A 14156-nucleotide genomic window follows, 5' to 3' on the forward strand; every position below is an offset into this window, starting at 1 on the left:
AGGCTAGTTAACAACGCCCTGGGGGAAGTTGGGATTTTGGGGCTCCAGGTTCAACTCGCCAAAAGCCTGCTCGTACTGGGCGAGATTCTGTCCCAACACATTCCAAAGTGCCTTTGCCTGCTGCGGGCTGAGGAAGATGCCCTGGTGATTTTGAATACTCAACTGGTCCGGAGTCTCGGAGTTAGCCTGTCCAAACACGAGGTGAAAGTCCCAAACGCTCACGCGAATCTGGACGCTGTTGGCATACGTATCCCTATATTCCGGGGTTTGAATAAGGTTCACACGAGGCTGAGGATTATTCTGACTCATAGTCTCATCAGATTACCCCGGCAGACATGCCTCACGCGACTCGGCGCTGCCTGAGTTGGCCTGCTGGAGGTGAAGAGATCGGTGTTTTAAATAAATTGCCGCTTTAAGAAAAGCCCGAAGGCTGGGGAGATTTGGTGCGGAAGAGGGGACTTGAACCCCTATGGGTTACCCCGCCAGATCCTAAGTCTGGTGCGTCTGCCAATTTCGCCACTTCCGCAGGGCAGCTCGAAAACGACTCCAGCTATTACCAATCTAGCCGCAAACGCATATCAATGGCAACGAATCCGATGGGGAAGATGAGCAGATTGCGGTGCAGAGGTGGTATTTCCATAGCTCTGTAATTGTTATTGGAGGCTCAAATCAATCGCGCGAATCTGGTATGTCGTTCGGAATGGCACTCGATCTTGTTGCGGGAGAACGGTTCATTTTATAGTTGGCCATGCGGTTGCCTATTAATAAGGGTTTTTTGAAGTCACTGATCGTCATCGATCTTATGGGGACTGCTGTTTTTGCGGCCGAGGGCGCGTCTACTGCGGCGACTGCGCGGCTGGATGTGCTGGGCATCCTGGTTATAGGTTTTGTGACGGCATTGGGAGGCGGAATTATCCGTGACCTTTTGCTTGGATATACGCCACCCAGTTCCATACGGGACTGGCGCTATGGCGCGGTCGCACTCATTACGGGAACGGTGGTTTTCCTCTTTCATGCTTCGACTGCCGATATGAATTATTGGCTGCTCACTTCGCTGGATGCTGCTGGACTGAGCCTGTTTGCGGTTGCGGGTGTAGAAAAGGCGATGGAGTTTAAACTGCATCCACTGCTCGCGGTCATGATGGGCGGCATCACGGGAGTCGGTGGGGGAACTGTTCGCGACTTGCTTCTCAATAGGGTGCCGACCGTGCTGCGGTCCGATGTGTACGCGGCAGCGGCGCTTCTTGGCGCGGCGATCACTATTCTTTGCCTGAAACTCAAAATGCCGCCGACACTGGCGAGCGTTCTCGGCATTGTGAGCTGCTTCGTGCTTCGTATGGTGGCCGTTTATAACCATTGGAACCTGCCTGGCGCGTCCTCTTGAGACGGCGATAGGGTTGATGTTTCGGTATGCACGGCTGTTCGCTCAAAACAGGACGACGCGGCGCAGGTATGATAGCCGCACTATTTTTTAGAGGTAGAGAATGAGCGCTGAGATGCTGAGGCGGGCTGCGCTTCGTGGGGCAATCTGTGTTGCGGTGTTTGCTGCTACCGGGGATGCGGGAAGGCTTGCTATTGTGGAGGCCGCGTCGGCGGGTATGCATGGCTCGTCCAGGAATCCAGATCGGGATTGGCCTATTTATGGAGGCAGTCCTGCGAACGATCATTACTCAAGCTTGCGGCAGATCAATCGCAAAAATGTCGCAGGGCTCAAGAAAGCCTGGCAATTCGACAGTGCCGAAGCAGGTGGACTGCAGACCAGTCCGCTGATCGTCGGCCGGGTGCTCTACGGCTTTACTCCTACACAAAAAGTAATTGCGCTCGATGCGGCTACGGGCAGGCTGCTTTGGAAATTTGACTCAGGCATTGAGGGACACCAGCCTGATCGCGGCCTTAGCTATTGGAGTGACGGCAAAGACACGCGCCTCTTTGCCGGTGTCATGAACTTTCTCTATGCGCTCGATCCTGCGACCGGCAAGCCTGTTGCCAGTTTTGGCGAAGGCGGTCGCATCGATCTACGTAAAAATCTCGACGCGGTGGACTACACTCGCCAGGCTGTTGCGATGACTTCGCCGGGCGCGATCTACAAGGACATGATCATCGTAGGTTTTCGCACTTCGGAGGTTCCACCGGCTCCGCATGGAGATATTCGTGCTTTCGATGTGCGCACAGGTAAGCTGCGCTGGAGTTTTCATACTATTCCGCACCCGGGCGAAGCTGGCTATGAAACGTGGCCTCCGGATGCATGGAAGAGTGCAGGCTCGGCGAATAATTGGGCAGGCATGACGGTTGATGTTGCGCGTGGAATCGTATACGCGCCGACCGGCTCCGCGGTGCCGGATTTTTATGGTGGGGCGCGTCTGGGCGAAGATCTGTACGCCAACACGCTGCTTGCGCTCGATGCCAATACGGGCAAGCGGATATGGCATTTTCAGGGTGTGCATCATGATATGTGGGATCGGGATTTCGATTCTCCGCCGACGCTGCTGACGGTGACTCACAACGGCAAGCGAGTGGATGCGGTGGAGCAATCCTCCAAGCAGGGCTTCGTTTATCTGTTCGATCGCGCGACGGGCGCACCGCTTTTTCCCATTGCAGAAAAGCCGTATCCGCCCAGTACTGTTCCAGGTGAAAAGAGTTCCGCGACTCAACCTTTGCCTCTTGAGCCAAAGCCTTTTGCGCGCCAGTTGCTTACTGAAGATGAGTTGACGAATCGCACTCCGCAGGCACATGCGTGGGCTGTTCAGCAGTTTCGCACCTTTCGCAGCGAGGGGCAGTTTGTGCCGCTTGGCTTGGATAAGCAGACTGTCGTCTTTCCCGGCTTCGACGGTGGAGCGGAGTGGGGAGGCACGGCAGCCGATCCGAAGACCGGCGTGATCTATGTCAATGCCAATGACGTAGCGTGGACCGGCGGCCTTACGCCCAATACTTCGCGGGCGGGCTCAGGCTCGGCGACTTATCTGAATGAATGTGCTGTGTGTCATGGCGATAACCGCGCGGGTTCTCCGCCTGCGTTGCCGTCTTTGATCGACATATATTCGTGGCTCTCCACGCAGCAGATTGTGGATACGATCCACGGAGGCAAGGGCCGGATGCCTGCTTACCCCGGCATTCGCGATGCGCAGTTGACTCGGCTTTTGCTCTATCTCAGAACGGGCAAAGATGCTGCGGCCGGAGCTGTATCCGAAGTCACGATGGCTGCAGTGGAAACGCCGGAAAATCTGCAGCCTATGAGTGTTGTCGGCGCGCGTGTTTATCAGCGGAATTGCGCGATCTGCCACGGTGACGACCGAAGCGGAAACGAGCCGGGTTTTCCTGCCCTGGCGAGAGTTGGAACGCGTCTTTCTTCGCATCAGCTTACTTCGATCATTCGCGAAGGCAAAGACCGCATGCCGGGTTTTCCGCGCAGCAAAATTTCAGAGGATGGAATGAATGCGTTGCTGCTTTATCTGGGTATGGACCCTGTGCTGGATCCAACTTTGGGCCCGGCTCTGGGGACAGTTCAAAATGCCGCACTCACAAAGGCCGCGCCAGCACAGGCTGGCAGCGATAAGAGCGATAAGCAGGAGATGGTCTGGGATGGTGAGGGAGAAGCGGAGGGACCGCCGAGCAGGTATCGCTTCACGGGCTATCGCAAGTTTCTCGATCCAGACGGCTATCCGGCGGTCGCTCCGCCGTGGGGAACTCTTAGCGCCATTGATATGAACACGGGCAAGTATCTTTGGAAGATTCCGCTGGGCGAGTACCTGGAGCTTGCGAAGCTGGGTATGGATAAGACAGGCAGCGAAAACTATGGTGGTCCCATCGTTACCGCCGGGGGACTGGTGTTCATTGGCGCGACGATGTTCGACCGCAAGATTCGCGCCTTCGACAGCAGCACGGGAAAGCTGCTGTGGCAGGCGGAATTACCGTATGCGGGCACGGCTACTCCGGCGACCTATAGCATCGACGGCAGACAATATGTGGTGATTGCCGCTGGAGGAGGACGCGACCCTAAATCGGGATCAGGCGGGGTCTATGTGGCATTCGCTCTGCCTTAGTGGCTGGCGGAAATCGCATACGGTTGAATGCAAACAAAAGAGGCGCTCCGGTTAGGGAGCGCCTCTTTTGTTTTTGGATCAGCTACAGGTTAAGGGATGTAGTAGCGGAACGAGGTGAACACCATGTTCTCGATGCCCTTGGGAGCGAAGCCGGACTGATCAGCCCAGATTCCGCGAAGAGCATAGCTGTACTGGATGCTCTGACGCAGGCGGCCTTTCGGTCCCTTGTAGAAGTCATACCAGTAGCCGAGTGTACCTTCCTGCACGTCGCGGGTGTTGCCCGAGCAGCTCGAAGGACCAGCCGGGAAAGCGGGGCTGGTAGGATTCGGCTCTTTGCCGCAACCGGTGTTGACTTCGCCGAAGCCGTAGCCATCTTTCTTGCCAGCCAAGTTGGTGTAGATGGTGCGACCAACATAGTCGCCGCCGTAGTTGGCATAGATGTCCAACCGCGGAGTGGCGTGCAGTTCCAGAGTGCCCAAGGCGGAGAATGCATGCAGGGGCGAGAAGGTGCCGTCAGGGCGAACAGTCACATCGGAGATGGTGGTATTGCCGTAACGGCCTACACCAGTGCCCCACAGACCCTTCAGGCCAACGTCCAGCTTCTTGTGCAGAGTTGGGACGCGTGCGCTGGCGCCGATGCCGCCACCGAACTCCGTGTCGTTGTAGTTGTTGCCAGGAGTGGTGCCCACGGCTGCGTTATAAACGCGATCGCGGAACCAGCGTCCGATGCCGAAGATTTCGTAGTGACCGACGCCTGGATCAAAGGCAACCTTGGCGAGGATATCTGGAGAAGGGTTGATGGCGTAGGTGGTCAGAGCCGCAGGAACAACCGGCGAGCAGGTCGTAACCGGCGGGGTTGCCGTGGTGGTGGTGCAGGTGCTGGTGGTGGTCGAGGCATCGCTCGCGCCGGCGTTATACGCGCCGCCGTTTGCACCGGGATTCGCCCACAGGTAAGAGACGCCAGAGTTCAGGGCAACGGTGCCGCCCGGTCCGAGGGTCTGAGGATTTTCAAATGCGATACCGGCAGCGAATTTGTCGCTGAAGGTCTTCGTTACGCGGAAGCCATACTGACGAGTCCAGACAAAGCCCGCGTTATAGTTCGGGTCGATGGTCAGAGGAGTCAGGATGTCGCCGGAGAGGTTCGAGAGGCCGCGACGATCTTCTGTCGCCAAAGACCACATCTGACCGCCGGTGAAGGCCCAGCCGCTGTTCAGCGCAGCCTGTGCCCAAACCACGCGCTGACGCATCACGTAGCTGTTGGACTGATTGTTGTTGGAGGTGGTGCCTACGCCGAGGAAGTCAGCCTCGACATAACCGCGTATCGAGCCCCAGTCGGTCGTGCCCTGGGCCATCAAGGAGATACGCGACTGACGTCCGGTGCCGTAGAACTCGCTCAGGTGAGCAGCATCCGCGGAGGGGAATGGAATCGCGCTGAAGGGAGTCGCGATATCCGCGCCTGTCGACTTGCTGCGCCATACTGTTTCTGCCGCCATGAAGCCACCAGGGGTAAGGGTGATGCCCTTGTAGCGTAGCGAATCCGGGCTCTCGATGGCCTTCTTAACCGCAGCCTGACCATCCTGAATGGTGGTGACGAGCTGGGTCTGGTTGGATTTGAGATCGGAGACGGTGGATTGCAGAGTGGAAACAGCGGTCGCGTTATCGCTCAGTACCTGTTGCTGAGAAGAGGCTGCGGCCTGGGCTGCGGCAGCAGATGCCTGTGCGGCAGCGGCTGCATCCTGCGCTTCTTTCAGCTTTACATCGCGATCGGAAAGCTGATCTTTCAGCGAGTTAATCTGGTTTTCCAGTTCCTGCTTGAGTTCCTGCAACTGGTCAACGTTCGCAGTAGCCGGCTTGGGGGCGACTGGTGCTTTCTTTGCATGCTTTTTGGCTGCCGCTGCAGGTGCAGGAGCTGCCGGATTGATTGCGTATGCTTGCTGTGAAGCAAGTCCCGCAGCAAGAACTACCGCGGCGATTGCTTTGATTTGAATATTCATTGAGCCTCTCTGAGATACTTGTTGCTAGAAAGTTCATTTGTGGGCGGGTTGGTTTCACTGAGGGAAAAGGTTAACAACATCATCTTGTCCCGACCACGAAATGGGTTCTGGATTTGAGGATTTCAGAAACGTATGAATATTTAACGAATCAAGACGTGCTCAATATTGCAGTTGTGTGAATTTACCTTCGCCACGCGTCTAATGTTCCAAGTGCCTGAAGTAATATTAAAGACTCGTTAAATATCGCGCGATTGTCTCGCTATTTCTTAAGTTGCTCCTAACAGAACCAGATACAAATATAGCCTGTTGTACGCGCCGGAATCTATCCGGGATCATGCGAAAAACCCAGCCCAGCCATTACATGCCGGAGTAGGTGGTAGTCGGTATGCCGTAACTGTTGATACGCGGTAACTTACGGCGTGATGATAGATATGCCGTGATGATTTGTATCTCTTGTTATTCGGCCCGAGTATTACTTGCGCCGTTGTTATTTCTGGCAATACTGAGAAGGTTGGCAAGCAATCGATACGAGCCTGGCACTAACTCGGGTAGTTGCCGGTAAAGTGCATAGGCCATATAGACGTATGTGCCTTTTCCTGAGTGCGCTACGAGCAGTCCGCCCTGCTGTGGATCCTGCCCGGCATCGGCCGTTTCGGTCAGGGGGGTGTAGGCCGAGTCCCAGGAGTCGAGAAACGAGTGGCCGCGCTCTTCTACCCATCCATCGAAATCGTGCGAGGTGATTTGGTTCGGCCATACGAGCAGCGGGTTTTTCGGAGCGAGAATCTTGACCTGGTCGGCCTCGTTGACTACGCGTTCCGGAGTCTCTGACATGGAGAGAGGAAACGGAGCGGGAAAGTCGCCTCCCTGATATTGCACGATCAGAGCGCCACCGGCCTGCACGTATGCGTTCAGCCGTGTCTGCGCAACTGCCAGCTCGGGGCGCACCGAATAAGCGCGAATCCCGATCAGGATCACATCCCAGTTGGAGAGATCGCCGGTAGCCAACTCGTTTGATGTCAGTAAGTGCGGTGTGATGCCCAGGCCTTCAATCGCCTCGGGAACCATGTCTCCAGTGCCCATTACATACGCGACACGCAGATTTGGGGCTATCTTTACGTCGATAGCACGTGTTTTCATCTCGGCATTGCGGTAGAGGTTATATGGCCGCAGCCCTGGATATCCCACCTTATGCCAGCCGCTGGCATAGACGTGGCCGCCTGCCTCAGCCTGGGCTGTGAGTTTGAATTCGCCCTCGGTCTGGGCGCTTGTTCGCGGGGCGGTTACCTCGAATACGATTGGCTCCGTATCTCCTGCATGTGTGCGATGAAAAGAGGCTTCGGCGGGAGTTGCGGTCCATCCCTCGGGCAGCGTCAGCTTTACTTTTCCATCAGCCGAACTCTCTGTGTGTACGGTTACGCGAACGGGCAAAGGGCTGCCGTCGAGGGGAAGAATGCGCGCCTCGGGCTCCATGCGCACACCGATAGGAGGAGTGATTACCAGCGGCTCGAAGGTTCCTCCGGAGCCCATCACTCTCTGCAGGGTTTGCACTACCTCTCCGAGGCGAATGGGCAATCCATCGTAGTTGAACTCTGCCCAGGCAGCGAGCGGGTAGGGCGCAAAGGGCAGGCCGCGCAGCGCAGGATTGGAAACATCGTAATAAGGCTGCTCGATATTGGGCCGCGAGAAATAGGGTTCCGTCGGTGCGGCATCTTTCGGTACGGTTGCGACAATCGTTTGATTTGCATCGCTGCTGGCTTCGGGAGCTTTAGCCCACGGTTTGCCGCTGCTGCTCTCAAGCCACACGCGGCTGAGCGTGGCCAGGTCCGTCGCATTGCCGGTGTGAACTCTTACGTGAACCTGTTGCCCGGGAAAGACGCTGCGCGGGGTTTCTTCCACTCCATCGTTGAAGCGCCCTCCACCTTGCGCGTCGCCGTCTCGAAGCGTGAACGCCTGCAAATCCAGCCCCAGCGCTTCGGCCAGTGCTTTCTGAAACTGTGCAAGCTTGATGTCGAGTTCGGCGTTTAGATTGGCCTTATCGTCTTGTTGCAGATCGCTGGCGACGACCTGGCGACGCAATGACTCGGCTGCGAGATATCCTCGCTTCAGCAGGGGAGCGATTTTTACAGGCTGGGTTGCGACATAGCTCTTCTGTGCGTCGGCGATGTCGGCGGCAATCTTCGCAAGCCCCTCCGTGAGCCACTTCGGCGGCGTGCTGGAGACCAGGGAAGCAATCCCCTCGATGCCGGTTGGGATTCCATCGAAGAACCCCGCTTCGTCCTTCTTCGCAGGCTCTACGCGTGATCCATAGCGATGATATTCAGAGCCGCCTGGTCCGCTCAGTACCGGATTCGCGCCGCCATACTGCGACTTCTGCTGGCCCCATCCTTCGCGCGAAATCTGTACATAGCTTCGTCCCAGCACGGGGTCGAGTTGCCCCGATGGAATGATGACGTTCGCGGGCGGAGCTGTCGTTGTCCATTCTTTCGTGACGTAGTTGTAAAAGCGAGCGGGAGCCCATTTGCCTGTAGCGTAATCGAACATGCCCTTGCCGGTGATGGGAGCAAACGGCGCTCGTGCGTAGACTTTGCGTGGAGTCCAGGGGCGCAGACCGGCAGCAATCTGGTCGGGGAAAATCTTTGGATCGCCTGCTGCAAGAAAGGCTTCCTGCGCGATTTCACCGGAGACCTGATGCTGCCCGTGGCCGTCGGTCACGCCGCCGACAAAGGTTGCAGTCAGCACCAGCGGCCGTTCGCGGCGAATCGCGAGCACGGTGTCATAGAGCACGCGCTCGTGTCCCCAGCGCATGAAGGACTCTTCCTGTGTCTTAGAGAATCCAAAGTCCGCTTCCGTACCCCAATACTGCTTGACTCCGTAATACTCACCGGCCTTCAGCAATTCATTGGTGCGAATTACTCCGAGCGCATCGTAGCTATCGGCGGACATTGCATTCTGCCCGCCCTCGCCGCGCGTGAGCGTCAGGAGCGAAGTGCGCACGCCCTGCCCACGGCTTTCATAGGTAAGCATGGATCCGTCTTCGTCGTCTGGATGGGCGACAATCGCCATCAGGCTGGCCCAGGTTCCAAGACGCCGAAGGCTCTGCTCCAGTGCCGCTGCGCCGCGATCTTCGGGTAGAGGTAAAGCCCGGTCCGTTGCTTCGCCGAATTCAGGGGAAGACGTCGTCGCTGGTTGCTGTGCCTGAAGTTGTGGTGCCTGGATTGCGGTCGAAAGCATACTGGCAATGGCTATCCATGCTGTCGCGGTCACCGTGCGAGTGCGCAGCAGAGTCTCGGTCAGAGCCCTGGTCTGGTCAGTGTGTCGCATCATTGGCTCCAGTGTACAATCCGTGCAGTCCTGCGTCTCTTTTGCTGCCAGTTCATCCATTTCGAAATGACTTCACCTTCTCGCCTGTCTTCGACGCACGCCACGCTCTCCCGGCACATCGGGCTGTCCTCTGCGGTCGCCCTGAATATGATGGACATGATCGGGGTGGGACCATTTCTCACTTTGCCGCTGGTGATTGCTGCGGCAGGCAGCAGGTTTGCGGTATGGGCATGGATACTGGGCGCTGCGATTGCGGTCTGCGATGGACTGGTGTGGGCCGAGCTGGGCGCAGCCTTTCCTGATGCGGGTGGCTCTTATGCTTTTCTGCGCGAAATCTACGGCCCTGATCGTGCCGGTCGCTGGATATCTTTTCTCTATGTATGGCAGCTTAGTTTTTCCGCACCGCTTTCTATCGCCTCTGGATGCATTGGCCTTGCGACGTTTCTAGGCTGGCTGTGGTCTCCGCTGCAGGCTGTTCCATTCGCGGCAATCCCATTTATTCACGGTACTAACCTGGTTGCTGCGGGAACATGCCTTGTGGTGACGGCTCTGCTGTATCGCAACCTTAGTTCGATTACCCGGCTGGCATGGATACTTTTTGCGGGGGTTCTATTCACGGTTGCGGGAGTCATTGCGTCCGGTCTTGTGACGGGCAATCGCCTGACTGGTGCGACAGGCTGGCACCTCGCCGACATGGTCGCGTGGCCGCCGTGGGGGGCAGGGGGAACGTTGCTTCCGGCTCTGGCCTCGGCGACGCTTATCGCCTGCTATGACTACTGGGGCTACTACAACATCTGCTTCCTGGGCTCGGAAGTTCGCAAGCCGGAGCGTACTATTCCGCGCGCGATTTTGATCTCGCTGCTGGTTGTAGCTGCCATGTATGTGGCAATGAATCTGGCGGTACTGCCTGCTCTCAGCGCGGGATCGTCGCTGGCTGCGAAGGCCGGCGCACCAGCGCGATTGGCATTGGTTGCTGAGATTGCACAATCGGCTTTCGGACGCATTGCCGGCCAGGTACTGGCTGCGCTGATTCTCTGGAGCGCGTTTGCGTCGGTCTTCTCATTGCTGCTCGGCTACTCGCGTGTGCCGTACGCTGCTGCCCGCGATGGCAACTACTTCAGAGCGCTCGCTGCGGTCCATCCACGTCATGGATTTCCGCATCGGTCCCTGGTTGCGCTCGGGCTGGTGGCGACGGTCTTCTGCTTCTTCTCGCTTACGCAGGTCATTACGCTGCTGGTGGTGATCCGCATCGTGTTGCAGTTTTTGCTACAGCAGGTGGGTGTTATCTGGCTGCGCTTCAGCCAGCCAAATCTTCCGCGTCCCTTCAGGATGCCGCTGTTTCCGCTGCCGCCGGTGGCTGCTATTGCTGGGTTTCTTTTTGTGCTGGCGTACAGGCCCAATCCGGCACGCGAACTGGGTGTTGCTGCCGCAATTGCTATTGTCGGAACCGTAATTTACCTGATTCGCGCCCATCGTCGCCGCGAATGGCCATTCGGTCCGATATAGGCTTCTCCTTATCTTTCCCCGCCTGGTATGTGCCGCGCGAAGCGCAACAAAGGGTATTCTGAAAAGAAGGTCATTCGCCTCCGAAGGAATCTATCGTGTCTGAGATCGCTGTACCTGTCATCGATATCCCCGCGCAATTGCCCAGCATCCGCATCGCGGTACTTGGCACCGGCAAGATGGGAGGCATTCTGCTGCAGGCTTTTCTCAAGCAGAACCTCTTCGCGCCTGAGCACATTCACGCTACTGTCGCCCACGTTGAACGCGCCCAGGCGCTCTCTACGCAGTGGGGCGTCGATGTTTCGACGGACAACCTGGCTGCGGCACAGCAGGCGGATCTGATCCTGCTCGGCGTCAAGCCGTTTCAAGTGCCCGATCTGGTCGCCCAGATTCGCCCGGCGCTTACGCCGGAGAAGACGCTGATCTCCTTTGCTGCTTCGGTAAAGACTGCTGCGATTGAAGAGGCCGCGGGGATCGAGATTCCGGTTATTCGCGCTATGCCCAATACTCCGTCGGCTCTTGGAGCGGGGATCGCGGGCCTTTGCCGCGGAAAGTTCGTCACGGACAAGCAGATGGATCTGGCCCGGCGCATCTTTGAGACCGTAGGCCGCACCGTTACCGTGGATGAAAAGCACATGGACGCTGTTACGGGTCTCTCTGCCTCCGGACCGGCTTTTATCTACATCATTCTGGAGTCGCTTGCGGAAGCCGGAGTTAAAGTCGGCCTGCCTCGCGAGACTGCAACTCTGCTCGCTGCGCAGACGACCTTTGGCGCGGCCAAAATGGTGCTCGATACTGGTTACCATCCTGCGCTCCTCAAAGACGCGGTGACGACCCCGGCAGGCTGCACTATCGACGGCATCCTGGAGCTGGAAGAAGGCGGATTGCGCGTGACGCTGATCAAAGCTGTGATGCGGGCCACGCAGCGCGCCAAAGAACTGGCTGCAGGGTAGGGAATCGGTTTTCAAGGATGCCGATGCCCGATACAAAATCAACGTTGCATAACCCGGATTTGGGTCCTGATCTGGATTCAGATCAGGGCCTCGTCTCCTTGAGCGATTCTTCGGGCGGTTCTTCTGCTGTGCTCACGCGTCGGCCAACTTGGCTTCCGACTTACATCCCGGAGTTGGAAGGCCTGCGTGGTCTGGCCGTGCTGGCTGTGGTGCTCTACCACTGTCATCAACGGCTGACGGGCACCTGGATCTACGGTCCGATGTTGTGGGGTTGGGCGGGCGTCAACCTGTTCTTCGCGCTGTCTGGATTTCTGATCACCTCAATCCTGCTTGAAGCTCGCGAGAAGCCGCACTATTTTCGCAACTTCTATGCTCGCCGCGTGCTGCGCATCTGGCCTGTCTACTTTCTGCTGCTGATTGTTTGCTACGCTGTGCCGGAGTGGTTTCTCGGGGATACGTTTGCGCACCAGGCACGGTGGCCAATCCTGCTTGGCTACGCGCTGTTTATTCAGAACCTGCGTCATACTCCGCTGCCGGGAACGCTTGGTCCTACATGGTCGCTGGCCATCGAGGAGCAGTATTATCTTGTCTGGGCGCCGGTGGTTCGCTATTGCAGGGGGCGCTTGAACTGGCTGCTGCCTGTCATTTTGCTGGCGATGGTGGCTGCTTCGCCTATCTTCCGGCTCAGCCATGCACACTGGCTGAACACTACGCACACGCTCATTCATCTCGAAGGGATTGCGATGGGCAGCCTGATTTCCTTCTGCCTTTATCACCTTCGCATGGCTCGGCGTACCTGGTTATGGATTGGGTTAGTCGCGGCTATATCCGGGTTTGTGGCGGCTGGCACTATCTTTGCAGGCTCAGCATTTCTCGATACGGGCCTGGCGCTTGGATTCGCTGGAGTTGTGCTGGTCGCAGTCGCTGGAACCGGAGCTGCCAATCCTGTTGCGATGCTGCTACGGCGCGGTCCGCTGGCTTTTTATGGACGCATCAGCTACGGGCTGTACATGACGCACATCCTGGTTTTCGTTTACTTCGGCAACTTCGATGCGCGTCTCGACGACAAATATCACCGCGGAATCCCGGGTAATCTGGCTATCGTCGGACTGCGGCTGGTTGCTTCCACGGTCGTCGCCACGGCGCTCTGGTATGGTTTTGAGTCTCAAGTGCTCAAGCTGAAACGATACTTTAAAAGCGCGTAAGTCATGCAGGGTCAGCAACTCTTGTGACCGATATACCGTACTTTTACTTTGATTGAAACAGGCGATGCACTACCATCTAGCTATATGCGGCCCACCGTTATTCTGCTCTCCTACAATTCAGTGGACACACTGGGCGCAACGCTGACACGCGCCCGCGAGGTTTCCGACGAGATCTTCGTCATCGATTCGTTTAGTTCCGACGACACCATAGCCCTCGCTGAATCGTTCGGCGCTACTGTGGTTCAACATGTTTTTGAAAATTACGGCGCCCAGCGCAACTGGGGCATCGATCACCTGCCGATCTCTCGGAAATGGCAGCTGCACCTGGACGCGGATGAAGTGATGGACGACGAGCTGGTCGCCGCAATCCAGGCTCTGCCCGACGAGCCGGAGCACTCGGGGTACTTCGTCCCACGCTATGTGAAGTTTCTGGGCCGCGTGATGCGTCATGGAGGCATGAGCCCGACCTGGCATCTCCGTCTCTTTCGCACGGGAATCGGGCGCTGCGAGGATCGCAAATACGACCAGCATTACCTGATCTCCAGCGGCACGAGTGGACAGCTCCCAGGCGTGATGATCGACGACATCGCCATGAGCCTCTCCGAATGGACAGCACGCCACAACCGCTGGGCAGACGGCGAAGTGGCCGAAATGGACGCAGCAGAAACGGGCCATGCTGCTGCCGGGCGGCTGGTCGCCGACGCCAAGGGAAACCCGGCGCAGCGTAAGCGCGCACTGCGTCAGAAATACAACAACTTACCCCTTTTCGTCCGACCCTTTGCGCTCTTTGGATATCGCTATTTCTTCAAGATGGGTTTCCTGGATGGCACTGAGGGCTTCATCTTCTGGGTTCTCCAAACCTTCTGGTTTCGCTTTTTGATCGATGCAAAGATCTGGGAAAAGAGAAATCGCTCTTAATAGAAGCAAGGCGTTTTGAATATAAGCATCCACAAACTTCCGGGCGGAAACCATCAAGGTTCCCCGGAAGATCTGTCATGCCCAAACCCGCAGGCCATCCTTGCCAGATTTCTGTGAGCGTTATCACACAGATTTGTAATCTGCGGGTGCTAGCATCGCAGGTAGTCTAGGTTGCCGGTTGAATGACGCTTTTTCGTGCGTCCCCGCATCTTATCGGGTAAC

9 protein-coding genes and 1 tRNA gene are annotated in these 14156 nt (G+C 57.2%); 6 read left to right on the forward strand and 4 right to left on the reverse strand.

Annotation, left to right across the window (positions count from 1 at the left end):
* Window positions 1-3: 3 nt before the first annotated feature.
* Together OHL19_RS17845 and OHL19_RS17850 are read right to left on the reverse strand one after the other, a co-directional pair.
* Window positions 4-309 (reverse strand): DUF3467 domain-containing protein, encoded by a 306-nt coding sequence (locus tag OHL19_RS17845; protein ID WP_263359157.1) that lies wholly within the window; start codon window positions 307-309, stop codon window positions 4-6.
* Window positions 310-441: 132 nt separating this feature from the next.
* Window positions 442-526: transfer RNA gene (locus OHL19_RS17850), tRNA-Leu, on the reverse strand.
* A 249-nt stretch (window positions 527-775) separates the two neighbouring features.
* On the opposite strand from OHL19_RS17850, the gene OHL19_RS17855 reads away from it, so the two are divergent.
* Together OHL19_RS17855 and OHL19_RS17860 are read left to right on the forward strand one after the other, a co-directional pair.
* On the forward strand, window positions 776-1384 hold the full coding sequence (locus tag OHL19_RS17855; protein WP_263359158.1) for a trimeric intracellular cation channel family protein: 609 nt from the start codon (window positions 776-778) through the stop codon (window positions 1382-1384).
* Between the two features lie 100 nt (window positions 1385-1484).
* Window positions 1485-4040: a c-type cytochrome gene (locus OHL19_RS17860; protein WP_263359159.1), complete on the forward strand. Its 2556-nt coding sequence runs from the start codon at window positions 1485-1487 to the stop codon at window positions 4038-4040.
* An 89-nt stretch (window positions 4041-4129) separates the two neighbouring features.
* Here OHL19_RS17860 and OHL19_RS17865 read toward each other — a convergent pair whose 3' ends face one another.
* A complete protein-coding gene (locus tag OHL19_RS17865; RefSeq protein ID WP_263359160.1) occupies window positions 4130-6034 on the reverse strand; it encodes a hypothetical protein in 1905 nt (634 codons plus the stop codon).
* A gap of 456 nt (window positions 6035-6490) precedes the next feature.
* Window positions 6491-9358, reverse strand: a complete 2868-nt coding sequence (locus OHL19_RS17870; protein WP_263359161.1) for a PIG-L family deacetylase — start codon at window positions 9356-9358, stop codon at window positions 6491-6493.
* A gap of 63 nt (window positions 9359-9421) precedes the next feature.
* On the opposite strand from OHL19_RS17870, the gene OHL19_RS17875 reads away from it, so the two are divergent.
* The 4 genes from OHL19_RS17875 to OHL19_RS17890 all read left to right on the forward strand — a co-directional run bounded on the left by OHL19_RS17875 (window position 9422) and on the right by OHL19_RS17890 (window position 13934).
* On the forward strand, window positions 9422-10861 hold the full coding sequence (locus tag OHL19_RS17875; RefSeq protein ID WP_263359163.1) for an APC family permease: 1440 nt from the start codon (window positions 9422-9424) through the stop codon (window positions 10859-10861).
* Between the two features lie 95 nt (window positions 10862-10956).
* Complete coding sequence (gene proC, locus OHL19_RS17880; protein ID WP_263359164.1) at window positions 10957-11811, forward strand: pyrroline-5-carboxylate reductase; 855 nt, start codon at window positions 10957-10959, stop codon at window positions 11809-11811.
* A 23-nt stretch (window positions 11812-11834) separates the two neighbouring features.
* Window positions 11835-13016: an acyltransferase family protein gene (locus OHL19_RS17885; RefSeq protein WP_263359165.1), complete on the forward strand. Its 1182-nt coding sequence runs from the start codon at window positions 11835-11837 to the stop codon at window positions 13014-13016.
* A gap of 84 nt (window positions 13017-13100) precedes the next feature.
* Complete coding sequence (locus OHL19_RS17890) at window positions 13101-13934, forward strand: glycosyltransferase family 2 protein (RefSeq protein WP_263359166.1); 834 nt, start codon at window positions 13101-13103, stop codon at window positions 13932-13934.
* The last annotated feature ends 222 nt before the right edge of the window (window positions 13935-14156 follow it).

Origin of the sequence: Acidicapsa ligni, assembly GCF_025685655.1 — a bacterium.
Taxonomy (GTDB): Bacteria; Acidobacteriota; Terriglobia; order Terriglobales; family Acidobacteriaceae; genus Acidicapsa; species Acidicapsa ligni.